At 27.9% G+C, this 3,698-nt stretch carries 4 protein-coding genes; all 4 read right to left on the reverse strand.

Annotation, left to right across the window (positions count from 1 at the left end):
• Nucleotides 1–248: 248 nt before the first annotated feature.
• Nucleotides 249–737 carry a DUF6265 family protein gene (locus tag AC23MB_RS14075; protein ID WP_487787612.1) on the reverse strand — a complete coding sequence of 163 codons (489 nt, stop codon included), beginning with the start codon at nucleotides 735–737 and terminating at the stop codon, nucleotides 249–251.
• Between the two features lie 291 nt (nucleotides 738–1,028).
• Nucleotides 1,029–1,712 carry a GNAT family N-acetyltransferase gene (locus tag AC23MB_RS14080; protein WP_487787613.1) on the reverse strand — a complete coding sequence of 228 codons (684 nt, stop codon included), beginning with the start codon at nucleotides 1,710–1,712 and terminating at the stop codon, nucleotides 1,029–1,031.
• Nucleotides 1,713–1,943: 231 nt separating this feature from the next.
• Nucleotides 1,944–2,792, reverse strand: a complete 849-nt coding sequence (locus tag AC23MB_RS14085) for a DUF5694 domain-containing protein (protein ID WP_487787614.1) — start codon at nucleotides 2,790–2,792, stop codon at nucleotides 1,944–1,946.
• Between the two features lie 221 nt (nucleotides 2,793–3,013).
• The gene (locus AC23MB_RS14090) at nucleotides 3,014–3,592 is read right to left on the reverse strand and encodes a hypothetical protein (RefSeq protein ID WP_487787615.1); all 579 of its coding nucleotides are present in this window, start codon (nucleotides 3,590–3,592) and stop codon (nucleotides 3,014–3,016) included.
• Nucleotides 3,593–3,698 lie beyond the last annotated feature (106 nt).

The following is a 3,698-nucleotide window of genomic DNA, read 5'->3' on the forward strand; positions in this document are numbered from 1 at the left end:
TGATTTTCCTCTAAAAACCGCAATATTGGTATAAAATTGCAGATAACGGAAAAAGTATTGGCGAAGTGCGGGCTAAATGGAACCGAAAGTGGAGAGGAGGACGAAACGCTAGCAAAAACTTTTTCCATTTTTTAAAATTACGAAAAAACTAAAAAATGGAAAAGTTTTTTGCGGGTATTTTCTAGAATTTTTCTGAGATTTCCTTCAACCCCGCATCTTGCAAAACCCATGTTATCTGCAGGCATTTTTTATTTCATTCTTTCAAACTCAAATGGAATTGTTAAATCTCCTCCCGAAACTGTGGCGTTAATTTTTTCTCCATTTTTCCAATATTCAATTCTTTTAGGAAAATCAATTGTGTCGTTTACGCAAACAAATTTATCACTTTTTAATTCAGACATTTTGAATTTAGTCGGCTCTTTTTCTTCACGAGTTTTTACTATTAAATTCCATTCTCCATTTTTTTCAACAATTTTCATTTCTTCTTTTGATAAAGTGTCTTTATTTTTCAAAGTAAATCCAATTCCGTTGTATTCAGAATTGTTGATTTTTTTCCAATTTTCAAAAGTTTCTTTTCCTTTTTCTTCGTTATTCCTTTTCCATTCTCCAAGTAACCAATCAAAATTTTGAGTTTCAACTTTTGCTTCTTTTTCTACTTCGGTAGGTTTTGCTTCATTTTTTTGGTTGCAGGAAAAAAGAAAAATTCCGCTAATTGCTAAAAATAAGATTTTTTTCATAATGATTAAAATTTTGAGTTTTCGTTTAAATTTTTGTTATTATTTTGATTTTCCGTCTTTTATACGGATTTTTGGATATGCTTGCAGATAACGGAAAAAGTATTTGCGAAGGGCGGGCTAAATTGGACGAAAAGTTCAATTTCGACCGAACGAAGCAAATTGCTTTTTCAGATTGTTAAATTACAAAAAAATACAATATGAAAAGCAAGTTGCGACTAAATGCATCGGGTTTTTCTATTATATATTCAACCCCGCCTTTTGCAAATACTATGTTAGCAGAAGTGTTTTTTTTCAGATTTTTTTAATATAAAAATAGTCATAAATCTCATTATTCCTGTCAAGTTCTTTGTATCTCATTTTTCTTGAATGCTTGTCTTGGACGATGTTAATGTGCCAATTATAATTTCCAAAGAACATTATAGGTTTAAGAAGTTCTTTTGTTCCTTTTTTAAATTCTAATTCGCAAATCCATTTTGGCTTTTCATTTTGAGATGGCCATTCTTCATCCCAAATTTCAATATAATTTATTGGTTTTTTATCACTGTATTTTTGTGGATATTTAACTTCTCCGAATATCTTATACATACATATTCTATTTTTATCATAAGCATTTGGACAATATTCAAAACCTATTTTTTTCCAATAATATTGAGATTCTTCAGGTGAACAATACAAGAAAAACGCTTTTAATTCCGAGTTTTTGAATTTATCAGTTAATCTATTTAGTATTTTGTTTGCAATTCCTTTTTTTTGAAATTCAAGTTTTGTTTCCGCTAGAGAAATAAAAATTGTTGCAGAATCTTTTTGACAAGCAAAATAACTTACAACTTGATTTTGACGTTTTGCAATTATCAATTCTTTATTATTAAATGATTGAAAAATAGTAGACCAATTTGAATCCAAATGTGAAGCCCAATTTCTGATTTGAGTTAAATCTTCAAAATTCGGATTAAAATCAATTTCAATATTTTCCATTATTTGTGCGGGATTTTTGGTAACATTTCTGCTAACGGAAAAAGTATTGGCGAAGTGCGGGCTAAATTGGACGAAAAGTTCAATTTCGACAGCGTGGAGCCGATGCTTTTTTCGGATTGTTAAATTATAAAAAAAATCAATACGAAAAAGCAGCGGTAGATAAATATTTTGACATTTTCTATTTTATATTCACCCCGCATTTTGCCAATACAATGTTAGCCGTAGTTTTTTTTATAAAACTTCTTCTAAATCAATCAAATTGAAATTACTATCATTTTTGAAAAATTCCTTTAGCATTGCTGCGTGACCTGTTCCGACCAAAACAAAAATATTTTTAGACTCAGGCTTCAATTGATTTTGAATATTGGAATACATTATTAAATTTCTTTTATACCAATTTGATATTAAATTTGAGCCAAAATAATTATTTTCAGTATTTAGTTTATTGATAAAAGAAATATATAAACCTTTATTTTCATCTAAAGCAGTTTGCTTATTTAAACATATGAAAACATCTTTCAATGATTCTTTTTCGAGACATTCATTAGTTGTTTTTGCTAAATCAGACACTTTCTTATCAAAGATTTTCTTTTTTTCTGGATTTGCATTTACTTCTCTTTGTAATAAATCAAATCTCATCTCGATAAGGCTATCAATTGGATAGATTTCTGTATTATTAGCTTTCTTCGCTAATCTAAAAGCAAGTTGAAACGTTTCACCTTCTTTATAATATCTTTTTTTGCGCTCGCTTTTTATTGTGTCTGTATATTTGTCAAAATTGTTTTTTAAGTAAGATTGGAATTGATTATTTAGGAGATTTTTTTCATTAAAATTACTTTCAACAAAAATTTGGTCTGGTTTATATTTCGAAATAATAGTATTAGTGATTTGTTCTAATCCTTTCTGATTATCTTTTGTCAAAATATTTTTTTCAATTGTTTTTGCTGCATCATTACCAGGGTTATTAAAATGATACGTTCCAAAAAGAATTACATTAGTTTTATTTTGTGCATAAGAATATGAGTAGAATGAAAAAATAAAAAATAATAATATGAATCTGATAGAAATTTGTTTATACATACTGTTTTTATAAAATTACGGCTAACGGAAAAAGTATTGGCGAAGTGCGGGCTAAATGGAACGAAAAGTTCAATTTAGACTAAACGTAGCCGATGCTTTTTTCGGATTGTTAAATTACAAAAAATAATAATACGAAAAAGCAGCGGCGGATAAATTTTTCTGCTTTTCAATTTTGCACTTTCCCCCGCATTTTGCCAATACAATGTTAGCTGTAGTCGTAACTAATGTGCAGCTATCATTTCGTATTTTATAACTTTCCATTTTGAATTTTCTTTTTGTAACCAATAATCTCTTATATCAAGAAAATGTCCAGAATCTAATGTTTTAATCCTTAAAAAAGCGTTGTCATTTTTAGAATTAATTATTGGAATATAAGCAACTTTAGTAATTGTACCTTTTGTGCTGTCAATGTTTGATAAGTTTATATTTGTCAGAATCTTATCTAAATTTTCAAGTACGTAATTATTTTGTTCTTTAATTTCTTCAAATTTTGTTTCGTTAAACAAGTTGTTTACTTTTAAATAATCAACATTAATTGAATCAGTTAAAAGATTTGAATTTTTTCCAATATAAAGTTTTTGCGGTTTCTTGAAAGTAAGTAAAGGAGGAAATTGATTTTGTTCAGGAATAATTATTGTCGAAATAATTTCTTTAATTTCAGATTTCTGTTCTAAAGAATATTCATTTTTTTCATTCTGTTTTTCATTGCTAATTTGTTTGCAATTCAAAATTGAAGAAATAATAATAATAATAATAATAATGTAAATTATATTTTTTGAAATTCTAATTTGCAAATTCATTTTGAACAGAATGTTTGTGAACGATTACAGCTAACGGGAAAGGGCTTTGCGAAGTTACGCCAAAAACGAGGCTGCCATAGCTTTGGAGGCGTAATTTTGCAAAACC

The organism is Soonwooa sp. T0.1_25, from assembly GCF_057652215.1.

Excerpts from the sequence above, each read along its gene's own strand:
- AC23MB_RS14075 (WP_487787612.1), bottom strand. The coding sequence starts at position 737 with ATGAAAAAAATCTTATTTTTAGCAATTAGCGGAATTTTTCTTTTTTCC.
- AC23MB_RS14080 (WP_487787613.1), bottom strand. The coding sequence starts at position 1,712 with ATGGAAAATATTGAAATTGATTTTAATCCGAATTTTGAAGATTTAACT.
- AC23MB_RS14085 (WP_487787614.1), bottom strand. The coding sequence starts at position 2,792 with ATGTATAAACAAATTTCTATCAGATTCATATTATTATTTTTTATTTTT.
- AC23MB_RS14090 (WP_487787615.1), bottom strand. The coding sequence starts at position 3,592 with ATGAATTTGCAAATTAGAATTTCAAAAAATATAATTTACATTATTATT.